Here is a 20,768-nt window from a genome sequence, read left to right on the forward strand (position 1 = left end):
ACGCAGTGAGCGCCGGACCAAGGGGATCGCCCATCGGGATCATCGCGGCGGGCGGAGTCCTTCCGCGGCTGGTGGTGGAGGCGGCGCTTGGCGCGGGTCTCTCCCCCGTGATCATCGCGATCGCCGATGGCTTGCGGCAGGACTGGCCAGGCCTTCCCGTCGTCCGGTTGCCGTGGTCGAAGACCGGCGATGTCTTTCGATGCCTCGCCGGATATTCGGTTCGACGCGTCGTGTTCTGCGGCACGATTTCGGTCCGGCCCGACTACCGCTCGATGATTCCGAGCCTTCGAACCCTCATGCTCATGCCCGAGCTTCTGCGCATGGTGCGGGGAGGCGATGACAGCCTGCTGCGGGCGGTCGCGAGCCTGTTCGAGCGCCGCGGGATCGAGGTCGTGTCGGTGCACTCGATCCTGCACGATGTTCTGACCCCGGACGGAACGTTGACGCGGCAATCTCCCGGTGAGGCGGAACAGCTTGCCCTGCGACGCGCCGAAGCAGCGGCTACGGAAATCGGCCGGCTCGATATCGGTCAGGCCGTGGTCGCATCGCCGGATCGGATCATCGCCGTCGAGGGGATCGAGGGCACGCAAGCCATGCTGGCGCGCGTCGGAGACCTGAAGGCGCGCGGGCGCATCGGACGCGGCGAACCCTGCGTGCTCTTCAAGGCCTTCAAGCCGCAGCAGGACGAGCGCTTCGACCTTCCGAGCATCGGAACGGAAACGATCGACCAGGCGGCCGCCGCCGGCCTGCGCGGTATCGGTCTGACGGCGGGCCGGTCGCTCATCCTGGAGGCCGGACGCGTCGTCGAGGCGGCCGATGCGAAGAGCCTGTTCGTGACCGGTCTGTCCACCTCGGCCCAGGTTCAGTCGTCATGAAGGTGGCCTTCGTTCTCGGAGAAGACTCGGCGGACCGAATCGGCGCCGATCTCCTGCGTCATCTGAAACGGCAGGCGCCGGGCGAGGTCGTCGCGATCGGGCTCGGCGGACCGGCGATGCGCGGCGAAGGACTCCAGTCGCTCTTCGACATCGAGGAACTTTCGATCATCGGGGTCGGCGCGATCCTCGCCCGTCTGCCGAAGCTTCTCGGCCGTCTCAATCAGACGATCGCCTTCCTTCGCGCCGAGCGCCCCGATGTGATCGTGACGATCGACAGCTTTACCTTCACCAATCGGGTCGCCGCGAAACTTCGTCCCTCGCTGCCGGATACGGTCTTCGTCAATGTCGTGCCCCCGGCCATCTGGGCCTATCGCCCGGATCGCGCGGCCAAGCTGTCGAAGGCTGTCGACAGGACCCTGTGTCTGTTTCCCTTCGAGCCCGAAGCCGTGCAGCGTCATGGTGGACCGCCGGCGACCTACATCGGCCATCCGATCATGGCCGATCCCCATATCGCCGACATTCTCGAACGGGATCGGACCAACGGATTGCGGACGCCGTCCACATCTCTGACGCTTGTGATCCTGCCGGGGTCGCGACGCGGCGAGATCACGCGGCTGATGGACGACTTCGGTCGCACCTTCGCCGATCTCTCCCGGCGACTGCCGAACCTGCGCGGCGTGCTGCCGGCGGTCTCCCGCGTCCGGCCTCTGATTGAGGAGAAACTGCAAACCTGGTCCGTTCGGCCAGAGGTCGTGGAGGGCGAGGAGGCCAAATGGCGCGCCTTCGCCGCGGCCGACGCGGCGCTGGCCGCCTCGGGCACGGTCGCGCTGGAGCTGTCGCTGGCCGCCGTGCCGATGGTCCTCGCCTATCGGCTCGACCCCGTGTCCTATCGTCTGCGCCATTTGATGACCGGGTGGACTGCCGCACTGCCGAACTTCGTGGCCGGGCATCCTCTCGTTCCCGAGCATTTTCACGAGACGATCCAGCCGGAGCACCTTGCGCGTCGTCTGGAACGGTTGATGACGCCGACGCCCGAGCGCGCCGCGCAGATGGCGGGCTTCGAGGCGATCCGATCGGCCATGACCGTGCCGGAGCCGCCCGGGGCAGCGGCGGCCCGGATCATTCTTGATCTGGTCGCCCAAAAGAAGACGGGCGCCGAAGCGCCCGTCTGATCATTTTCGGGAAGAACCCGTTCAGCCGCGGGCGTCCACCGGCGTGTAATCGCGCTGTGCGGCGCCCGTGTAGAGCTGGCGCGGGCGACCGATGCGCTGGTGAGGATCCTCGATCATCTCCTTCCACTGCGCGATCCAGCCGACCGTGCGCGCCACCGCGAAGAGCACGGTGAACATTTCCGTCGGGAAGCCGAGCGCCTTCAGCGTGATGCCCGAATAGAAGTCGACATTCGGGTAGAGCTTCTTCTCGACGAAGTACGGATCGTGCAGCGCGATCTGCTCTAGTTCCATCGCGACTTCGAGCAGCGGATCGTCCTTGATGCCGAGCTCCGTCAGCACCTCGTGACAGGTCTGCTGCATGATCTTGGCGCGCGGGTCGTAGTTCTTGTAGACCCGGTGACCGAAGCCCATCAGGCGGAACGGATCGTTCTTGTCCTTGGCGCGCGCGATGAATTCCGGAATGCGGTCCTTGGTGCCGATTTCCGCCAGCATGTTGAGCGCCGCCTCGTTGGCGCCGCCATGGGCCGGACCCCACAGGCAGGCGATGCCGGCCGCGATGCACGCGAACGGATTGGCGCCCGACGAACCGGCGAGACGCACGGTCGAGGTCGAGGCGTTCTGCTCGTGGTCGGCATGGAGCGTGAAGATGCGGTCCATGGCGCGCGCGAGCACCGGGTTGATCTGGTAGGGCTCGCAGGGCACCGCGAAGCACATATGCAGGAAGTTTTCCGCGTAGGAGAGGTCGTTGCGCGGGTAAACGAACGGCTGACCGATGTGGTACTTGTAGGCCATGGCGGCCAGCGTCGGCGTCTTCGCGATCATCCGGATCGAGGCAACCATGCGCTGGTGCGGGTCCGCGATGTCGGTCGAGTCGTGGTAGAAGGCCGACAGGGCGCCGACCGAGCCGACCATCACGGCCATCGGATGCGCGTCGCGGCGGAAGCCGGTGTAGAAGCGCGACATCTGCTCATGCACCATGGTGTGGCGCGTCACGCGGTAGGTGAAGTCGTTCATCTCAGCCGCGGTCGGCAGTTCGCCGTAGAGCAGGAGATAGCAGGTCTCGAGGAAGTTGCCGCGCTCGGCGAGCTGGTCGATCGGATAGCCCCGATGGAGGAGGACGCCTTCGTCGCCGTCGATGAAGGTGATCTTCGACTCGCAGGAAGCGGTGGACGTGAAACCGGGATCGTAGGTGAAGAGCCCAGTATCCTTGTAGAGCGCCGCGATGTCGACAACATCGGGACCGATCGTCCCGTGGCGCAGCTTCAGCTCGGTTTCCTTCGGGCCCAAGGTCAGTTTCGCCGAATCGGTCATTCGTTCCCCTTCTGGATGTCCGCCGGGCCATGCCCGGCGGGAGCCGATCGGCAGGGAATGCGCCGAGCGCACGTTCGATGCCGATGTCGTACGGAATTATTGCACCGCACTCCCTTAAGCGCCAGTGCAGGCCATGGGTTCATGCAGCCTGATCGCGCAGCCTGGCCAATGTTTCATCACGTCCCAGCACGTCGAGCACGTCGAAGACGCCGGGCGAGGTGGTCTTGCCGGTGAGGGCTGCGCGCAGCGGCTGTGCAGCCTTGCCGAGCTTCAGCCCCTCGCGTTCGGCGTAGTCGCGCACCGCCGCCTCGATCGTGGCTGCGTTCCACTCCGGCAGCGATTCCAACCCCGGAAGCAGGCCGGAAACGACCTCGCGGCCGCCGCCCCCCAGGATTTCCTCGGCCTTCGGGTCGATCGGAAGCGGACGGGCGGCGAAGAGGTACGCCGCGCTCTCGGTCAGTTCGACCAGCGTCTTGGCGCGCTCCTTCAGGCCGGGCATGGCGCGCAGGAGGCGATCGCGCACGACGTCGTCCGGTGCGGACCGCAGGATGGCACCGTTGGGAAGATGGTCGCGCACGTCCATCAACTGGTCGACGAGCTCGCCGTCGCCGCTCATGCGGATCCAGTGTCCGTTGACCGCATCGAGCTTGGCGAAGTCGAATCGGGCCGCGCCCCGATTGACGTCATCGATGTCGAACCAGGCGATCATGTCCTCTGGCGAGATGATCTCCTCGTCGCCGTGGCTCCAGCCGAGACGCACAAGATAGTTCTTCAGGCCGACCGGCAGATAGCCCATTTCGCGATAGGCCTCGACGCCCAGCGCGCCGTGACGCTTCGAAAGCTTGGCGCCGTCCGCACCGTGAATCAGCGGGATATGCGCGAAGACCGGCACGTCCCAGCCCATCGCCCGGTAGATCAGCGTCTGGCGGCCTGCATTCGTCAGGTGGTCGTCGCCGCGGATGATGTGCGTGACACCCATATCGTGATCGTCGACGACCACCGCGTGCATATAGGTCGGCGTGCCGTCGGACCGCAGCAGAATGAAATCGTCGAGATCCTTGTTGGGGAAGCGAACTTCGCCCTGGACACGGTCCTGAACCACGGTCTCGCCGTCGAGCGGCGCCTTGATGCGGATCACCGGCTTGACCCCGGCCGGCGCCTCCGACGGATCGCGGTCGCGCCAGCGGCCGTCGTAGCGCGGCGGCCGCTTCTCGGCCTTGGCCTTCTCGCGCATCTCGTCGAGTTCGGCGGGCGAGGCGTAGCAGTAATAGGCCTTGCCGGCGGCGACGAGCTCCTCGGCGACCTCGCGATGGCGCGGGGCGCGCTCGAACTGCGAGACCGGCGGCTCGTCGGCGTCGAGGCCCAGCCAGTGAAGGCCCTCAATGATCGCCTTGACCGCTGGTTCGGTCGAGCGCTCGCGGTCCGTATCCTCGATCCGTAGCAGCATCTTGCCGCCCGTCTTGCGCGCATACAGCCAGTTGAAGAGCGCCGTGCGCGCGCCGCCGATGTGAAGATAGCCTGTCGGCGACGGTGCGAACCGGGTTACGACGCGGTCGGTCATGGGACGTCCTCAAAGGTGGCATAGCGCCGCCTGCCGCCGGTTTCGGCGAGACTGCAATGGTCTGTGCAGAGCGGGCGAGACGATGCCTGTCTTTTTCCGAGCGTGGTGTAGCATAGCCCGGAGGCGAGACAAGCGAAGCGAACCGACGTGTCGACAGGGGATCAGAGCGTCGCAGCAGGGAGGGTGGCGCCCCGCGCACCGGCAAGAGCGCCGGCGCGGCTCCTCCAGCAATGGGGAAATTGGTTCTCCCGCCAGATCGAGATCGAGGCGCGTTCGCGCTCCGCCTTCGCCCTCTTTCCGATCGCGATGATGACTGCGGCCGCCCTGGTCTATCGGTGGCCCATCCAGCCGAACCTGTTCCTCGTCGGCCTGTTGGCGGTGAGTGGAATCGCGCTTCTCGTTTTCGCTGCCATCCCGCGTCCGTTGCGCGCCGGCGGCATCGTTCTTCTGGGCTTCGCATCTGGCTTTGCCGCCAGCCTGGTCGAGGAGGCACGCACCGATACGACGCTGTTTTCCGGCGAGGCGACGGTACGCATCACGGGCACCGTCGTCGCGCGGGAGGAAGACGACCGCGGGCGATACCGCTACATCGTCGAGATCGCGTCGACCGAGCGGCCCGTTCTCTCGCGCCCCCCGGAGTGCGCGCGAATCGTCGTGTCGAGCCGCCACGACCCGCTGCCGATCGGCTCGACCTATCGGGGCCTCGTCCGCCTGCGCCCGCCGTCCGGTCCCGCCTTTCCCGGCGCGCACGACTTCGCCTTCGCCTCCTACTACGGGGGGCTCGGCGCCTACGGCTTCTCCCTCGGGGCGCCGGAGGCGCCCGGGGCGCTGCGCGAGCCGACCTTCACCGACCGCATCGCCACGTTGCGTCTTGCGATGGGCGAAGCCATCCGCGCGGTCCTGCCGGGCGCGACCGGGGCCGTCGCGTCCGCGCTCATTACGGGCGAGCGGGCGGGCATTCCGGAGGACATCAACGAAGACCTGCGCGTGACAGGCCTCGCCCATGTCCTGTCGATCAGCGGCTTCCACATGGCGCTGGTCGCCGGCTTCTTCCTCATTGCCACCCGGATGAGCCTCGCGGCCGTTGCGCCGCTCGCCTTGCGGTGGCCCATCAAGAAGCTGGCCGCGCTGGTCGCGTTGGCCGCCACCGGCTTCTATTTTCTCCTCGCCGGCGACAACGCGGCGACGGAGCGATCCTTCGTCATGATCGCCGTGATGCTGGGTGCGGTCCTCCTCGATCGGCCGGCGCTGACGCTTCGAAATGTCGCCATCGCCGCGGTCGTCGTCGTGGCGCTCTCGCCGCACGTCGTGGTCACGGCGACATTCCAGATGTCGTTCGCGGCGACCGCCGCGCTGATCGGTGCGTACGGTGCCTACGCGCGATGGCAGTCGCGTCGCGGCGCTGCGCGAGGCGGCATGCTCTCCCTGCGCGCCCTGACCGTCGTACTCCTCGGCATGGCGCTGTCGTCACTGATCGCGGGCGCCGCCACGGCCCCCTTCGCCATCTATCAGCTCCAGCGGGGCGCGCCGTTCTCGCTTCTCGCCAATATCATCGCGACGCCGATGTTCAGCTTCTGGATCATGCCTTTCGCGATGTTGGCCGTTCTCCTGATGCCGTTCGGCTGGCACGCTCTCCCGTTGAAGGCCGTGGGATGGGGCCTCGATCTCGTCTTCGCGCTCGCCGCGTCGTTCGCCGACGCCTTTCCGGACTATCCGACCGGCCTGATGAGCGGAACGGCGCTGGTCTGCTTCTCGGCCGCGATCCTTCTCGTCTCGTTCAGCGCCAGCGGCCTTCGCTGGCTTGCGCTCGGTCCGTTCGTGCTGGGATTGATCCTGCTGCGACCCGGCCCCACCCCGGAGCTCCTCGTTTTCGAGGACGGACGCGAGGTCGCATCTGTCGACGCGAGCGGACGACTTCACTCGATCCGGGATCGACCGTCATCCTTCGTCTGGGATCAGTGGCAGCGCGCCGTGACCAGCGATCCGAACGCCAAGAGCGATCCCCAAACGCAACCGGACACAGCAGAAACGAGAAGGGCGGGCGCCGACCCGTCGGTTTCGGAGCCTCCCGCAAAGACCTTTCGATGCGCCGACGCCGTATGCCGAAGCCTCACGAGATCGGGCATCCGTATCGCCTGGAGCGACGACTACGAGAAGCTCGACGAGATCTGCCGCGACAGCGATCTCGCCATCATGGCGCGCGCAGTAAGGGCCCAAACATGCAGGAGCGGTTCGGCCGAACTTGTTACGCTAAGGACGCTGCGGCGGTCGGGGTCGCTGGGCGTCCATCGATCCGCCGACGGAGCGATCGAGGTGCGCACCTCGATCCCGCGTCAGCCTCAGCCGTGGAACCTCCACCGCTGGGCGGCGTGGCCCGAATTCTGGCGCAAGGCGCCGAAGGACACGGAGGAGGCGTCGAGCGCCCCGACAGAGACCGTCAGTGATAGCGACGGATCAGGCCGACCAGCTTCCCCTGAACCTTGACGCGGTCGGCACCGAGAAGCCGCGTCTCATAGGCCGGGTTGGCGGCCTCCAGCGCGACCATGCCGCCCTTGCGCCGGAAGCGCTTCAGGGTCGCTTCCTCGTCGTCCACGAGGGCGACGACGATCTCCCCGGCACTGGCCGAATCGCTGCGCTGAATCACCACGGTATCGCCATCGAGGATGCCGGCCTCGATCATCGAATCGCCCTTCACCTCGAGGGCGTAATGCTCGCCCGAACCGAGCATCTCCGGCGGTACGACGATGTCGTGGGTGTTCTGCTGGATCGCCGAGATCGGCACGCCGGCGGCGATGCGCCCCATGACCGGAACGGACGACACGTCGCGCTCGACCGATCGAGGCGTCTTGAACAGAGGCTCGACGTTGGACGGCCGCGACGCAGCAGGGGTCGCCGGCGATTTGCTGGCCGATTCCGGCAACTTCAACACCTCGAGCGCGCGCGCGCGGTTCGGAAGACGCCGGATGAAGCCGCGCTCCTCGAGCGCCGTGATCAGCCGGTGGATGCCCGATTTCGAACGCAGATCCAGTGCGTCCTTCATCTCGTCGAACGACGGAGGAACGCCCACCGATTGCAGACGCTCGTGAATGAACATCAGGAGTTCGTGCTGCTTGCGCGTCAGCATGGGGCGATTCCTCGAAACAAAACCTGAACAAACCTAGCTGTTCCGCTTGTGTTCTGCAAGGATCATCCGATGGTGAGGAGAACGTACTCGCAAGGATCTCCCGCGACTGCGGCCGGCGCGTGGGCCGGGCGAAGGAGCAGGGCGTCCGCCTGGGCGAAGATCGACAGGAGTGACGAATCCTGACGAGCGAGGGGGACGACGCGCGCCGGGCCGCCGCCTTCGCTCTGCTCGATGCGAGCCCGCAGGAAATCCGTTCGCTTGTCGTTGGCTTTGACGTCGGCGCCGAGAACGCCGCGTCGGCGGCGTTCCGTCGACGGCATCCCCGACAGCGCTTCTACCGACGGGCGCAGGAAGAGCTCGGCCGTGACGAGACTGGAGGCGGGGTTGCCGGGCAGGCCGAGGATCCGCATCGGACCGAGCGAACCGGCCATCAGCGGTTTGCCCGGCCTCATCGCGACCCGCCAGAAATCGAGCGAGGCGCCAGCCTCCTTTAGGGTCGGCCCGACGAGATCGTGGTCGCCGACCGACGCACCACCGACCGTCACGAGAATGTCTGTCTCGGCGGCCTGCGCCTGCGCGATCGCATCGGCGAGAGCGGCGCGGCGGTCCGGCACGATGCCGAGGTCGATCACGGTTCCGCCGGCCGCACGCACGATCATCGCGATCGCGAGCGTGTTCGAGGCCACCGTCTGTGAGGGGCCGGGATCGACCCCCGGCGGCACGAGTTCGTCGCCCGTGGCCGCGATCGCGACCCGCACGCGGCGACGCACGGCGAGGCGGCCGTAGCCTCCGCTCGCCGCGAGCGCACAAGCGGCCGGCGTCAGCCGCAAGCCGGCGGGAAACAGCGCTTCGCCGCTGCGAAAGTCGTTTCCCGCGCGCCGGATGTTGGCGCCCGGCTCGACCGGTTCCAGCACGCGAACGATGGTCTCGGACGGGCGCTCGGTATTCTCCTGGATCACCACCGCGTCGGCTCCCGGCGGCAGCGGTGCGCCGGTGAAGATACGGACCGCTTCGCCGGACGACACCTCGCCCGAGAACGCGTGCCCTGCTGCCGATTCGCCGACGACGCGCAGACCGGTAGGCAAGTCGGCGAGGTCGGCCGAGCGGATCGCGTAGCCGTCCATCGCCGACGCGTCGAATGCCGGTTGGGTCCGGCGGGCGAGCAGATCGGCCGACAGGACGCGCCCGCCGGCCTCGCCGACGGCCACGGTCTCCGTTCCTTCGACCGGTGTCGCACCCTGCAGAAGACGGGCCAGAGCGTCCTCGAACGGAACCAGGGTCATGGTGCCGACCAGTGTCCCGAACGGCCCCCCGTCTTCTTCAGGAGGCGAATCCCGGTGATCGACATGCCGCGATCCACGGCCTTGGCCATGTCGTAGATCGTCAGGCAGGCGACGGAGACGGCCGTCAACGCCTCCATCTCGATCCCCGTCTTTCCCGTCACCCGCGCGCTGGCGGAAACCCGGATGCCGGGCAGGGCCGGCTCGATGTCGAGATCGACCGAGACCTTCTCGAGCAGGAGCTGATGGCAAAGAGGAATGAGTTCGTGCGTGCGCTTGGCGGCCATGATGCCGGCGATACGCGCGATCGAGAGGACGTCGCCCTTCTTGGCCGATCCCGTGCGGATCATGTCGAGCGTTTCCGGCGCCATCAGCACCAGTCCCTCAGCGCTCGCCTGCCGCACCGTCGCGTCCTTCCCGCCGACATCCACCATCGCGGCGTTGCCGGCTTCGTCGAGATGCGTCAGCCGATCGCCGCTCATGCGGCCTCGCCCGCGAGAAGCATCCGCGTCGCGGCTTCGACGTCCGTCTGGCGCATCAGGCTCTCGCCGACCAGGAATGTAGAAATGCCGGAACGATGGAGCCGCCGGCAGTCGTCATGGCTCGTGATGCCGCTTTCGCCCACGAGGATCCGGTCGTCGCCAACCATGGAGGCCAGACGCTCGCTGACGGCGAGGTCGACCGCGAAGGTCCGCAGATTGCGGTTGTTCACGCCGATCAGGGGAGAACGAAGCTTCAGCGCGCGCTCCATCTCCGGTTCGTCGTGAACCTCGATCAATGCGGCCATGCCGAGATCCACGGCCGCCGCTTCCAGATCGGCCGCAAGCGCATCGTCGACCGACGCCATGATGATGAGGATGGCGTCCGCGCCCCAGGCCCGAGCTTCGAGGACCTGATACGTGTCGAAGAGAAAGTCCTTCCGCAACGCAGGTAGGGCGGTGGCGTTGCGGGCTGCCGTCAGGAACTCCGGGGCGCCCTGAAAGGAGGGCGTGTCGGTCAGCACCGAGAGGCACGCCGCACCGGCGCGCTCGTACGCCTGCGCGAGAGCGACCGGCTCGAAGTCCGGACGGATCAGCCCCTTCGACGGGCTGGCCTTCTTGACCTCGGCGATGAGGGCGAACTGGCTGGCCTCCTGCTTTCGCCGGATCGCCGCCGTGAAATCGCGCGGCGGCGCGCCGTCCGCGATCCGACGTTGCAGGTCTGCGACCGAAACCGCGGCCTTTGCGGCTGCAATTTCCTCGCGCTTGTAGAGTTCGATCTTCGCGAGAATATCGGACATTCTCAGGCACCCCCTGAACGTCTTGTGGCGACGACGAGCCGGTCCAGCGCTTCCCCCGCGCGTCCGCTGTCGATCGAATCGGACGCCATGGAAACGCCCTCGGCCAAGTCTTTAGCCCGCCCCGCCACCACGAGCGTCGCGCCCGCGTTGAGGACCACGATGTCGCGATAGGCGCTGGCTTCGCCGGCCAGCACGGACCGAAGAGCCGCCGCGTTCTGCACGGCGTCGCCACCGACGATATCGGCAAGGCGGCGGCGTTCGAAGCCGAACGCTTCCGGTTCGATCGTGTATTCGCGGATCGCGCCGTCACGGATTTCGCAGACGGTCGTCGGACCGCAATTGGTGATCTCGTCGAGTCCGTCGCCATGCACGACCCAGGCGGCCTCCGCGCCGAGCGCCAGAAGAGCCTCGGCGATCGGGCGAACCCACTCGGCAGCGTAGACCCCCACCAGCAAACGGCGGACGCCCGCGGGATTGGCGAGCGGTCCGAGAATGTTGAAGATGGTGCGCGTGCCGAGTTCAACGCGCGACGGGCCGACGAAGCGCATCGCCGCGTGATGGGTCGGCGCGAACATGAAACAGAGGTTCGTGCGCTCGGCGACCTCCGAGATCGCCTCCGGCGTCAGATCGACGTCGACGCCGAGAGCCCCCAGGACGTCGGCCGAACCCGAGCGCGACGACAGGGCCCGATTGCCATGCTTGGCGACCGGCACGCCGCATCCGGCGACGACGAAGGCCGCACAGGTCGAGACGTTGTAGGTCCCCGCATGATCGCCGCCGGTGCCGACGATGTCGACCGCCTCGGCCGGCGCGCGCACCCGCGCCATGTTGGCGCGCATGACGTCCACCGCGCCGGCGATCTCATCCACGGTCTCGCCGCGAACCCGCAGGGCCATCAGGAAACCGCCGATCTGCGAGGGCGTCGCCTCGCCGGACATCAGGATGCCGAACGCCTCGCGCGCCTCGTCCCGCGAAAGCGACTGGCCACCCGCGACCTTTCCGATCAGGGGTTTCAGGCCGGCGCTCATCGCACCGCTACCTTCGCCTGCTGGAGCGCGGCGTTGTTGAGCGACACCGGGATCGATCCCTGGAGGTAGGCGACGTAGCTCTGGAAGAGGTCCTCGCGCATCGCCTCGTCCAGCGACTGGCGCGCCTGGGCCGGGACGTTGGCGGCAGGATCGGCGGCGTCGGCGACCTCGGTCACTTGAAGCACGACGGCCTGCCCGGATTCGAGCGCCGGCGCTTCTGCCACCGTGCCCTGCGGTCCCGAGAAGGCCGCGCGCGTCGCGGCCTCGCCGATCTCCGCACGACCGCTCTCGCGGGTGATTGCAGCCACCGTCTGGACGGTCAGGCCCTCCGCCGCGGCCACGTCGGCAAGGCTCTGACCGCCCCGCACGCGCTCCGCCAGAGCCTCGGCGCGTTCCGTCATCAGACGCTCCGCCTCGTCGACCTTCCAGTCCGCCACGACGCGGTCGCGCACCTCGGCCAGCGGCCGATCGCGAGCGGGCACGATGTCGCCGAGTTCGAAGAAGACGTAGTTGTTGCCCTGATAGTTCACCGGCTGCGGCGGCGTGCCGGGCTGGGCCGCGAAGACCGCTGCCAGAAGCTGCGGTTTGGCCGGGAGGTCCGGAGCCGCCGACGCGTCGGCCGGGTTGCCGGAGGCGTCGACGGGCGCCACCGTCTGCAACGGGTAGCCGGCCTGCTGGGCGGCTTCGGCGAGGGGCGCGCCGTTCTGCATCGCTTCCGAGATCGCGTTGTAGGCGTCCGTGACCTTCGCGTTCGCGGCTTCCAGCGCCAGACTGTTGCGCACCTCGTCGCGCACCTCGTCGAGGGGACGGACGACTTCGGGCGCGATCTGCTGGACCAGCATGATCACGGGTCCGAACGGGCCGTCGACCACTGCGGTCGGCTGGTTCATCGCGGCCGAGAACGCGGCATCGGCCAGTGTCGCGTTCGGAATGGCCGAGCGGGGAACGAGGCCGAGGTCGGCGACCTGGCGCCCTTCGGCTGCGGCCGCATCGGCGAAGCTCGTGCCGGCCGCCATCGCCTGCGCGGCACGGTCGGCGGAGGCGCGGTCGGCGAACACGATCTGAGCGACCTGACGGCGCTCCGGGGTCGTGTAGCGCGCGCGGTTCGCCTCGTAGCTCGCCGCGATCGCATTCTCGGTGACCGCGGCCGGATCGGCGAGCGCCGCCGGCGAGAGCGACAGGTAGGAGAAGCCGCGATATTCGGGCGCGCGGTAGCCGTCCTGACCCTGGGTGTAGAAGTCGTCGAGCGCCTCGTCCGTCGGCGCCTCCACGCTGTCGACCGAGGGCGGGGTCAATCGCATGTAATTCACGGTGCGGCGCTCGCCGTTGTAGGCGCCGAGCGCTTCGACGAAGACGGCGGGAACCGAGGCGCCGTCGGACAACGGGGCGATCAGCTGATTGCGCGTCGCACTTCCGCGAAGGTCCTCGAGGTAGGACTGCTCGGTGATCTGGGCGTTCGCCAGGACGGCGCGCATCGTGTTGCGCGAGAAGTTGCCCGACTGGTCCTTGAAGGCGGGCTCGTTCTGGATGAGCTGGATCAGACCGTCGTCGGAGACGCCGACGCCGAGCCGGCGGGCCTGCTCGTCGAGGAGCGCGCCTGCTGTCAGCTGCGACAGCACGGCTTGGTCGAGACCGAACGCCTCGGCCTCTTCGGTGCTCGGCCGGCGCTGCAACTGCTGCGACAAGCGGTTCAGCCCTTGCCGGTAGGCGAGCTGGAACTCGGGAACCGAGACGCGCGTCTCGCCCGCGCTGAGGATCGTGCTGCCGCCGTCGCGGTTGCGCAGGACGTCGGCGATGCCCCAGCCGACGAAGCTGACGGCCAACGCGCCCAGAAAGATCCTGGCCACCCAGCTCGACGCGCCGCGCCGCATCTGATTCATCATCACCCGTCTCCCGGATTTGCTCGTTGGGTCAGGGCAATAGGCATTTTGGCCGTGGAAGGAAAGCGCGGCGCGCGCGACGTGACGCTTGATTTCGTCGCGCGCGAGCCGCTAGCACCAAGGCGTAGACATCGCGGCCGCCTTCCTGCGCCGCCGGATCGAGGACCGTTTCATGAGCCGCACTTCGCTGATCGCCGGAAACTGGAAGATGAACGGCTCGCGCGGGGCGCTTGAGGAACTCTCGGCGATGGTGGCTGATCTCCGCGCCAACCCGGTCGACGGGACACAGGTCGTGATCTGCCCGCCGACGATTCTCGTCGCGAGGGCTGCGGAACTCGCCGGCGGGACGATCGCGATCGGCGGCCAGGACGCGCATGCGAAGGAAAGCGGAGCCCATACCGGCGACGTGTCGGCGGCCATGCTGAAGGACGCGGGCGCCAGCCACGTCATCCTCGGCCACTCCGAGCGCCGGACCGACCATGGCGAGGCGAGCGAACTCGTGGCGCACAAGGCGGAAGCCGCCTGGGCTGCAGGCCTCGTTGCGGTCATCTGCATCGGCGAGACCGAAGCGGAGAAGAATGCCGGCCGGACCCTCGACGTCCTCGCCGACCAGATCGAGCGCTCGCTGTTGGCCGGCGCGACGCCGGCCAACACCGTCGTCGCCTACGAGCCGGTCTGGGCGATTGGCACCGGCCGGACGCCGACCGCGGCCGAGGTCGGCGAGACCCATGCCTTCATCCGCGGCCGGATCGCCGATCGCTTCGGCGCCGAGGCAGCGGATGGCATGCGGATTCTCTACGGTGGGTCGGTCAAGGCGTCCAACGCGGCCGAGCTTCTGGCGCTTGGCGATGTCGACGGCGCGCTGGTGGGCGGCGCCAGCCTGAAGGCCACCGACTTCCTGCCGATCTGCCGCGCCGCGCGAGGCTGAACTCTCGTCGCTGCCGAAAGCGGTTGGAATACGCGAAAGCCTCCTATAGAAGACGCGCAACTTGTGAGAGATTGCGCCTTGAGGCCATGCAGACCGTTCTGATCGTCATCCACCTCCTGATCGTTTTGGCCCTCGTGGTCGTCGTCCTGCTCCAGCGCTCCGAAGGTGGCGCGCTTGGCATGGGGGGCGGCGGTGGCGGTCTGATGACGGCGCGCGGCGCGGCCAACATGCTGACGCGCACGACCGCGATTCTGGCGACCGGCTTCTTCATCACGTCGCTGGCGCTGGCGCTCCTGGCTCGCTACGGCTCGAACGGCCTCGATATTCTCGACCGCGTCCCGTCGCAGACCGCTCCGGCCGTCCCGGGGGCTGCTGGTGGTGCCGCCGGCGGATCGCTTCTCGACCAGCTCGGCGGATTGCCGGAACAGCAGGGCAGCGCCCCGGTCGACGTGCCGTCGGGCGCCTCGCAGACTGTGCCGGCGACGACCGCTCCCGCCACGACACCGGCCGCCCCGGCCAGCACTGAGGGCGTGCCGACCGGCGCGGCTTCGGCGACGATCCCTGCCAACCCGGCGCCGCAGTCGCCGGCTGCCGCCGACGTGCCGACGGTTCCGCCCGTCGAAACGCCGCCGGCCGGCGCGACCGCGACCGACCAGTCGGCCCCTGCGACGACGGCACCGGCCCAGCCCGCGCAGTAGCGCTGGGCTCCGCACGGCAACAACCCCGAGGGGCGCTGCGGCGCCCCTTTTTCATTTCGACCACAAGGGGACTGGTCGAATCCTGCTTGAGCGAGTATCGGGAAGGCCCATGGCGCGATACATTTTCATCACCGGCGGCGTGGTTTCATCCTTGGGGAAGGGGATCGCATCGGCGGCCCTCGGCGCGTTGCTGCAGGCACGCGGCTACAGGGTCCGGCTCCGCAAGCTCGACCCCTACCTGAACGTCGATCCGGGCACGATGAGCCCGACGCAGCACGGCGAGGTCTTCGTGACCGACGACGGCGCGGAGACGGACCTCGACCTCGGTCACTACGAGCGCTTCACCGGCCGCTCCGCGAACCGGATGGACAACATCACGACGGGCCGGATCTACCAGGAGATCATCGCCAAGGAGCGCCGCGGCGACTACCTCGGCGCCACCGTCCAGGTGATTCCCCACGTCACGGACGCGATCAAGAACTTCGTCCTCGAAGGCAACGAGGAGTACGATTTCGTGCTTTGCGAGATCGGCGGCACGGTCGGCGATATCGAGGCGATGCCGTTCATGGAGGCGATCCGCCAGCTCGGCAACGACCTGCCGCGCAACGGCGCCGTCTACGTTCACCTGACGTTGATGCCCTACATTCCGACGGCGGGCGAACTGAAGACCAAGCCGACGCAGCATTCGGTCAAGGAGCTGCGCTCGATCGGCATCCAGCCGGACATTCTCCTCGTGCGGGCCGATCGCCCGATCCCGAAGGAGGAGCGTCGCAAGATGAGCCTCTTCTGCAACGTCCGGGAGAGCGCCGTGATCCAGGCGCTGGACGTCGCGACCATCTACGACGTGCCGATCGCCTATCACAACGAAGGCCTCGACACCGAGGTGCTGGCCGCCTTCGGCATCGACCCGGCGCCCAAGCCGAAGCTCGAGCGCTGGCTGCAGGTGGTCGAGAACGTCGCGCGCCCCGAGGGCGAGGTGACGATCGCCGTGGTCGGCAAGTACACGGGGCTGAAGGACGCCTACAAGTCGCTGATCGAGGCGCTTCAGCACGGCGGCATCGCCAACCGCGTGAAGGTCAATCTCGACTGGATCGAATCAGAGGTCTTCGAGAAGGAAGACCCGACGCCGTATCTGGAGAAGGTCGGCGGTATCCTCGTGCCCGGCGGCTTCGGCGAGCGCGGTTCGGAAGGCAAGATCAGCGCGGCGCGGTTCGCGCGCGAGCGCGACGTTCCCTATTTCGGCATCTGCTTCGGCATGCAGATGGCGGTGATCGAGGCGGCGCGTTCGCTGGCCGGCGTCACCGAGGCCGGATCGACCGAGTTCGGCCCGACCTCGGAGCCGGTCGTGGGCATCATGACCGAATGGATGCGCGGCAATGAACTGGAGCAGCGGGCGTCCGAGGGCGACCTCGGCGGCACCATGCGTCTCGGCGCCTACGAGGCGTCGCTGGCACCCGGTTCGCGCATCGCCGACATCTACGGCGCAACCACGATCACTGAGCGCCATCGTCACCGCTACGAGGTCAACCGCACCTATCGCGACCGTCTGGAGGATGCGGGCATGATCTTCGCGGGCATGTCGCCGGACGGACTGCTGCCGGAGACGGTGGAACTGCCCGATCATCCGTGGTTCATCGGCGTGCAGTATCACCCCGAGCTGAAGTCGCGGCCGTTCGAGCCGCACCCGCTGTTCGCCTCGTTCATCGCCGCGGCGATAGAACGCTCGCGCCTGCTCTGACCCCGATCGAAAGGCCGACCATGCTGGCTCCGAACTCCACTATCCGTCTTCGGGGCGCCGAGTTCGCGCAAGACAAGCCGTTCTCGTTGATCGCCGGTCCCTGCCAGATGGAAAGCCGCGATCATGCGGTGATGATCGCCGAACGCATGAAGCGGATCACGGGCGATCTCGGGATCGGCTACGTGTTCAAGGCGAGCTTCGACAAGGCGAACCGGACGAGCCGGGAGGGTCGGCGCGGCATCGGCCTCGAAGGGGCGCTACCGGTGTTCGAGGAGATCCAGGCGCAGTTCGACGTCGCGGTCCTCACCGACGTCCACACGGCCGAGCAGTGCGAACCGGTCGGCGAGATCTGCGATGTTCTGCAGATTCCCGCCTTCCTGTCGCGCCAGACCGACCTTCTCGTGGCGGCGGCCCACACCGGCCGCGTCGTGAACATCAAGAAGGGCCAGTTCCTCGCGCCCTGGGACATGCGTCACGCGATCGACAAGGTGACGGGCAGCGGCAACGCCAACGTGCTCCTGACCGAGCGGGGATCGTCGTTCGGCTACAACACGCTCGTCAGCGACTTCCGCGCACTGCCGATCATGGCCGAGACCGGGGCGCCCGTCGTCTTCGACGCGACACATTCGGTGCAGCAGCCGGGCGGGCAGGGCGGCTCGTCGGGCGGCGAGCGTCGCTTCGTGGCGACCCTGGCGCGCGCGGCTGTCGCCGTCGGCGTCGGCGGTCTCTTCATCGAGACGCACGAGGACCCCGACAACGCGCCGTCCGACGGGCCGAACATGGTCGCGCTCGACGACATGTCCGAGCTTCTGAAGCGCCTGCGCGATCTCGACGCGGTCGCCAAGGGCTTCTGACGCAGTGCATTCCGGCCGGCGCCTGTTCGGGCCGGCCGTTTAAACCCGGCGTTTTGCCAGAGCCAAGGGACGGAACATGACCGCCATCATCGATATCATCGCGCGCGAGATCCTCGACAGCCGCGGCAACCCGACCGTCGAGGTCGACGTGGTGCTGGAAGACGGTTCGATGGGCCGCGCGGCGGTTCCCTCCGGCGCCTCGACGGGCGCGCACGAGGCGGTCGAGCTGCGCGACGGCGACGAGCGCTATGGCGGCAAGGGCGTGCAGCAGGCCGTTCAGGCCGTCAACACGGACATTCTCGAGGCGCTGGTCGGCTTCGAGGCCGAGAACCAGATCCGCATCGACGCCGTCCTGAAGTCGCTCGACGGCACGCCGAACAAGAGCCGTCTCGGCGCCAACGCCATCCTCGGCGTGTCGCTCGCCACGGCCAAGGCCGCCGCGGACGCCGCCGGCCTGCCGCTTTACCGCTATGTCGGCGGTGCCAGCGCCCACGTCCTGCCGGTTCCGATGATGAACATCATCAACGGCGGCGCGCATGCCGACAACCCGATCGACTTCCAGGAATTCATGATCATGCCGGTCGGCGCGGAGACCTTCGCCGAAGGCCTGCGCATGGGCGCCGAGGTGTTCCACACGCTGAAGAAGGCGCTGAAGTCGGCCGGTCACAACACGAATGTGGGCGACGAAGGCGGCTTCGCGCCGAACCTCGAGTCGGCAAAGGCCGGCCTCGACTTCGTGATGGCCTCGATCGAGAAGGCCGGTTTCCGGCCGGGCGAGGACATCTATCTCGCCCTCGACTGCGCCTCGACCGAGTTCTTCAAGAACGGCGTCTACGACCTCGAAGGCGAGAAGCGGAAGCTGTCGGCCGACGAGATGGCCGGCTACCTCGCTGAACTCTCGGCAGCCTATCCGATCATCTCGATCGAGGACGGCATGGCGGAGGACGACTGGGCGGGCTGGAAGAGCCTGACCGACAAGGTGGGCGGCAGCGTCCAGCTGGTCGGCGACGATCTGTTCGTCACCAATTCGGCGCGCCTGCGCGAGGGCATCGAGAAGCGCGTCGCGAACTCGATCCTGGTGAAGGTCAACCAGATCGGCACGCTCACCGAGACGCTCGATGCCGTCAGCGTCGCCCATCGCGCCGGCTACACGGCGGTCATGTCCCACCGTTCGGGCGAGACCGAGGATTCGACGATCGCCGACCTCGCGGTCGCGACCAACTGCGGGCAGATCAAGACCGGGTCGCTGGCGCGTTCCGACCGGCTCGCCAAGTACAACCAGCTGCTGCGCATCGAGGAAGAGCTGGGTGACCAGGCGGTCTACGCCGGCCGCTCGATCCTGCGGCGCCGCTGACCGACCATCGAGGGGCGCTCCGGCGCCCCTCTTCGCATTTGGGGACGTTACGCTTAACGAGATGTAAATCGCTGAGGTCTAGGTTCACTTCGTTCCGGAGACCCTCGTCATGCATACGAAGCAAAAGCGCAGATCGCGTCTGTCCCAGTTGGTCGTCCCCGCCATCACCCTGCCGTGCCTAGCCTATTTCGTGTTCCACGCGCAAAGCGGACGTTACGGAACGGAAGCCAGCGTCGCGCTGAAAGAGGAACTCGCTCGCAAGCAGGCCGTCTACGCCGAGATCGTCGGCACGCGGGAAGCGCTGGAAACGCGGGTTCGCCTCCTTAGCGACGGCACGCTGGAGCGCGACATGATCGACGAACGGGCGCGGCGCTCTCTCAACCTGTCAAACGACGATGAGGTCACGATCCTGCTAAAGCCGAGCGGCGTCGATTAACCGGCAACAGGTTAATTGCGCGGGGTTTGCCACGATTAACTCGACTGCGGTTAAGGCGCGGGCAGCGGCTTGCGTGCCTGCATCTTGTCCATATACTTGCCCAAAACTTGCCCGCCGGACTCGGGGCGTCAAGGGATGGGAGTCGAAATGGCCGCACTCAAGAAATCAGGGATCGGCGGCGACGGCGAAGCGAAGGCTCCCGGCGCTGGCGAGATCGAGAAGACGCTGAAGCAGTACACCGCACCGGCGCCCGTCGACTTCACCAAGGACGAGGACGTTCGCGCCTATCGCGACATGCTCCTGATCCGCCGTTTCGAAGAGAAGGCCGGCCAGCTTTACGGCATGGGCCTCATCGGCGGCTTCTGCCATCTCTACATCGGCCAGGAAGCCGTGGTCATCGGCATGCAGATGTCGATGAAAGAAGGCGACCAGGTCATCACCGGTTACCGCGACCACGGCCATATGCTGGCCACGGGCATGGAATCTCGCGGCGTCATGGCCGAGCTCACGGGTCGCCGCTCCGGCTACTCGAAGGGCAAAGGCGGCTCGATGCACATGTTCTCGAAGGAGAAGCACTTCTACGGTGGCCATGGCATCGTCGGCGCGCAGGTTTCCCTCGGGACGGGCCTCGCCTTCGCCAACCGCTACCGCGGCAACGATTCGGTCGCGATCGCCTATTTCGGCGACGGTGCGGCCAACCAGGGCCAGGTCTACGAGAGCTTTAACATGGCCTCGCTCTGGAAGCTCCCGGTCATCTACGTGATCGAGAACAACCGCTACGCGATGGGCACGTCGGTCAACCGCGCTTCGGCCGAAACCAACTTCGCGCACCGTGGCCTGTCGTTCAAGATTCCGGGCATCCAGGTCGACGGCATGGACGTTCGCGCCGTGAAGGCGGCCGGCGATCTCGCGATCCAGCATTGCCGCAGCGGCGAGGGTCCGATGATCCTCGAGATGCTGACCTACCGCTATCGTGGCCACTCGATGTCGGACCCCGCGAAGTATCGCACCCGCGACGAGGTGCAGAAGATGCGCGCCGAGTCCGATCCGATCGAGCAGGTCCGGCAGCGTCTGATGGAGGCGCACAACGCCTCGGAGGACGATCTGAAGGCGGTCGATCGCGAGGTGCGAGACATCGTGGCCGATGCCGCCGAGTTCGCCCAGAACGATCCCGAGCCGGATGTCTCGGAACTGTGGACCGACATCTATGCGGACGCCGTTCCGCAGGCTTCGAAGTAAGGGGAGGGGCG

General features: G+C 67.4%; 18 protein-coding genes. 10 read left to right on the forward strand and 8 right to left on the reverse strand.

Features of this window, described 5'->3' with window-relative positions; translation table 11 throughout:
- The first annotated feature begins 5 nt into the window (after window positions 1-5).
- The gene (lpxI, locus tag ASF65_RS04240) at window positions 6-875 is read left to right on the forward strand and encodes a UDP-2,3-diacylglucosamine diphosphatase LpxI (RefSeq protein WP_244486555.1); all 870 of its coding nucleotides are present in this window, start codon (window positions 6-8) and stop codon (window positions 873-875) included.
- Window positions 872-2,047 (forward strand): lipid-A-disaccharide synthase, encoded by a 1,176-nt coding sequence (lpxB, locus tag ASF65_RS04245; RefSeq protein WP_055885645.1) that lies wholly within the window; start codon window positions 872-874, stop codon window positions 2,045-2,047. Before lpxI ends, lpxB begins: the two co-directional genes overlap by 4 nt.
- Window positions 2,048-2,068: 21 nt before the next feature.
- On the opposite strand, the gene gltA is transcribed toward lpxB, so the two are convergent.
- The gene (gltA, locus tag ASF65_RS04250; RefSeq protein WP_055885647.1) at window positions 2,069-3,358 is read right to left on the reverse strand and encodes a citrate synthase; all 1,290 of its coding nucleotides are present in this window, start codon (window positions 3,356-3,358) and stop codon (window positions 2,069-2,071) included.
- Window positions 3,359-3,497: 139 nt separating this feature from the next.
- Window positions 3,498-4,919, reverse strand: coding sequence for a glutamate--tRNA ligase (gene gltX, locus ASF65_RS04255; protein WP_055885650.1), 1,422 nt, complete (start codon window positions 4,917-4,919; stop codon window positions 3,498-3,500).
- 183 nt (window positions 4,920-5,102) lie between these two features.
- On the opposite strand from gltX, the gene ASF65_RS04260 reads away from it, so the two are divergent.
- Window positions 5,103-7,403: a ComEC/Rec2 family competence protein gene (locus ASF65_RS04260; RefSeq protein WP_055885653.1), complete on the forward strand. Its 2,301-nt coding sequence runs from the start codon at window positions 5,103-5,105 to the stop codon at window positions 7,401-7,403.
- Here the strand turns inward: ASF65_RS04260 and lexA are convergent.
- The 6 genes from lexA to ASF65_RS04290 all read right to left on the reverse strand — a co-directional run bounded on the left by lexA (window position 7,357) and on the right by ASF65_RS04290 (window position 13,513).
- A complete protein-coding gene (lexA, locus tag ASF65_RS04265) occupies window positions 7,357-8,043 on the reverse strand; it encodes a transcriptional repressor LexA (RefSeq protein WP_055885656.1) in 687 nt (228 codons plus the stop codon). The two genes, ASF65_RS04260 and lexA, sit on opposite strands and share 47 nt — an antisense overlap.
- A 62-nt stretch (window positions 8,044-8,105) precedes the next feature.
- A complete protein-coding gene (gene glp / locus ASF65_RS04270) occupies window positions 8,106-9,326 on the reverse strand; it encodes a gephyrin-like molybdotransferase Glp (protein WP_055885660.1) in 1,221 nt (406 codons plus the stop codon).
- Entirely contained in the window at window positions 9,323-9,805 is a 483-nt protein-coding gene (moaC, locus tag ASF65_RS04275; RefSeq protein ID WP_055885663.1) for a cyclic pyranopterin monophosphate synthase MoaC, read from the reverse strand. Before moaC ends, glp begins: the two co-directional genes overlap by 4 nt.
- The gene (trpC, locus tag ASF65_RS04280; RefSeq protein WP_055885665.1) at window positions 9,802-10,602 is read right to left on the reverse strand and encodes an indole-3-glycerol phosphate synthase TrpC; all 801 of its coding nucleotides are present in this window, start codon (window positions 10,600-10,602) and stop codon (window positions 9,802-9,804) included. The genes moaC and trpC overlap by 4 nt, the downstream gene beginning before the upstream one ends.
- 2 nt (window positions 10,603-10,604) lie before the next feature.
- The gene (gene trpD, locus ASF65_RS04285) at window positions 10,605-11,630 is read right to left on the reverse strand and encodes an anthranilate phosphoribosyltransferase (RefSeq protein ID WP_055885667.1); all 1,026 of its coding nucleotides are present in this window, start codon (window positions 11,628-11,630) and stop codon (window positions 10,605-10,607) included.
- Window positions 11,627-13,513 carry a SurA N-terminal domain-containing protein gene (locus ASF65_RS04290; RefSeq protein ID WP_055885670.1) on the reverse strand — a complete coding sequence of 629 codons (1,887 nt, stop codon included), beginning with the start codon at window positions 13,511-13,513 and terminating at the stop codon, window positions 11,627-11,629. Before ASF65_RS04290 ends, trpD begins: the two co-directional genes overlap by 4 nt.
- A gap of 169 nt (window positions 13,514-13,682) precedes the next feature.
- On the opposite strand from ASF65_RS04290, the gene tpiA reads away from it, so the two are divergent.
- The 7 genes from tpiA to pdhA all read left to right on the forward strand — a co-directional run bounded on the left by tpiA (window position 13,683) and on the right by pdhA (window position 20,757).
- Complete coding sequence (tpiA, locus tag ASF65_RS04295; protein WP_055885673.1) at window positions 13,683-14,438, forward strand: triose-phosphate isomerase; 756 nt, start codon at window positions 13,683-13,685, stop codon at window positions 14,436-14,438.
- Window positions 14,439-14,524: 86 nt separating this feature from the next.
- On the forward strand, window positions 14,525-15,136 hold the full coding sequence (gene secG / locus ASF65_RS04300) for a preprotein translocase subunit SecG (protein ID WP_055885676.1): 612 nt from the start codon (window positions 14,525-14,527) through the stop codon (window positions 15,134-15,136).
- A gap of 109 nt (window positions 15,137-15,245) precedes the next feature.
- Window positions 15,246-16,874: a CTP synthase gene (locus ASF65_RS04305; RefSeq protein WP_055885678.1), complete on the forward strand. Its 1,629-nt coding sequence runs from the start codon at window positions 15,246-15,248 to the stop codon at window positions 16,872-16,874.
- 20 nt (window positions 16,875-16,894) lie between these two features.
- Complete coding sequence (kdsA, locus tag ASF65_RS04310) at window positions 16,895-17,728, forward strand: 3-deoxy-8-phosphooctulonate synthase (protein WP_200939998.1); 834 nt, start codon at window positions 16,895-16,897, stop codon at window positions 17,726-17,728.
- A gap of 76 nt (window positions 17,729-17,804) precedes the next feature.
- On the forward strand, window positions 17,805-19,082 hold the full coding sequence (gene eno, locus ASF65_RS04315) for a phosphopyruvate hydratase (protein ID WP_055885680.1): 1,278 nt from the start codon (window positions 17,805-17,807) through the stop codon (window positions 19,080-19,082).
- Between the two features lie 109 nt (window positions 19,083-19,191).
- Complete coding sequence (locus tag ASF65_RS04320; protein WP_082505166.1) at window positions 19,192-19,518, forward strand: septum formation initiator family protein; 327 nt, start codon at window positions 19,192-19,194, stop codon at window positions 19,516-19,518.
- 294 nt (window positions 19,519-19,812) lie between these two features.
- The gene (gene pdhA, locus ASF65_RS04325; protein ID WP_244486558.1) at window positions 19,813-20,757 is read left to right on the forward strand and encodes a pyruvate dehydrogenase (acetyl-transferring) E1 component subunit alpha; all 945 of its coding nucleotides are present in this window, start codon (window positions 19,813-19,815) and stop codon (window positions 20,755-20,757) included.
- Window positions 20,758-20,768: the final 11 nt, after the last annotated feature.

It is taken from the genome of Aureimonas sp. Leaf324 (assembly GCF_001423245.1).
Lineage (GTDB): Bacteria > Pseudomonadota > Alphaproteobacteria > Rhizobiales > Rhizobiaceae > Aureimonas.

Coding starts and splice junctions, on each gene's coding strand:
- gltA (WP_055885647.1), bottom strand. CDS start 3,358: ATGACCGATTCGGCGAAACTGACCTTGGGCCCGAAGGAAACCGAGCTG.
- gltX (WP_055885650.1), bottom strand. CDS start 4,919: ATGACCGACCGCGTCGTAACCCGGTTCGCACCGTCGCCGACAGGCTAT.
- ASF65_RS04320 (WP_082505166.1), top strand. CDS start 19,192: ATGCATACGAAGCAAAAGCGCAGATCGCGTCTGTCCCAGTTGGTCGTC.
- secG (WP_055885676.1), top strand. CDS start 14,525: ATGCAGACCGTTCTGATCGTCATCCACCTCCTGATCGTTTTGGCCCTC.
- ASF65_RS04305 (WP_055885678.1), top strand. CDS start 15,246: ATGGCGCGATACATTTTCATCACCGGCGGCGTGGTTTCATCCTTGGGG.
- pdhA (WP_244486558.1), top strand. CDS start 19,813: ATGCTCCTGATCCGCCGTTTCGAAGAGAAGGCCGGCCAGCTTTACGGC.
- eno (WP_055885680.1), top strand. CDS start 17,805: ATGACCGCCATCATCGATATCATCGCGCGCGAGATCCTCGACAGCCGC.
- lpxB (WP_055885645.1), top strand. CDS start 872: ATGAAGGTGGCCTTCGTTCTCGGAGAAGACTCGGCGGACCGAATCGGC.
- lexA (WP_055885656.1), bottom strand. CDS start 8,043: ATGCTGACGCGCAAGCAGCACGAACTCCTGATGTTCATTCACGAGCGT.
- trpC (WP_055885665.1), bottom strand. CDS start 10,602: ATGTCCGATATTCTCGCGAAGATCGAACTCTACAAGCGCGAGGAAATT.
- trpD (WP_055885667.1), bottom strand. CDS start 11,630: ATGAGCGCCGGCCTGAAACCCCTGATCGGAAAGGTCGCGGGTGGCCAG.
- kdsA (WP_200939998.1), top strand. CDS start 16,895: ATGCTGGCTCCGAACTCCACTATCCGTCTTCGGGGCGCCGAGTTCGCG.
- moaC (WP_055885663.1), bottom strand. CDS start 9,805: ATGAGCGGCGATCGGCTGACGCATCTCGACGAAGCCGGCAACGCCGCG.
- tpiA (WP_055885673.1), top strand. CDS start 13,683: ATGAGCCGCACTTCGCTGATCGCCGGAAACTGGAAGATGAACGGCTCG.
- glp (WP_055885660.1), bottom strand. CDS start 9,326: ATGACCCTGGTTCCGTTCGAGGACGCTCTGGCCCGTCTTCTGCAGGGT.
- ASF65_RS04290 (WP_055885670.1), bottom strand. CDS start 13,513: ATGATGAATCAGATGCGGCGCGGCGCGTCGAGCTGGGTGGCCAGGATC.